Raw genomic sequence first — 249 nt, 5'->3', positions numbered from 1 at the left:
GGGCCTGTCGTTCGCGATCCCGATCACCGAAGCGATGAAGGTCAAGGACGACCTCGTCAAGACCGGCCACGTGAGCCGCGGACGTCTCGGCGTCGCGGTGCAGTCGATGAACCAGACGCTCGCCAATTCGTTCGGCATGGACACGCCGCACGGCGCGCTCGTCAGCTCGGTGGACGCGAACGGCCCGGCCGCCAAGGCGGGCCTGAAGCCGGGCGACGTGATCGTGGCGGTGAACGGCGAGCAGATCGG

At 68.7% G+C, this 249-nt stretch carries 1 protein-coding gene; it reads left to right on the top strand.

All coding sequences use genetic code 11. The features are described from left to right. The coding region (locus SB786_RS37150) for a S1C family serine protease (RefSeq protein ID WP_410731702.1) at positions 1 to 249 on the top strand (249 nt) is incomplete at both ends.

Source organism: Burkholderia sp. SIMBA_062, from assembly GCF_046534765.1.
Taxonomy (GTDB): domain Bacteria; phylum Pseudomonadota; class Gammaproteobacteria; order Burkholderiales; family Burkholderiaceae; genus Burkholderia; species Burkholderia ambifaria.
This window is presented reverse-complemented; position numbering and strand designations above follow the sequence as displayed.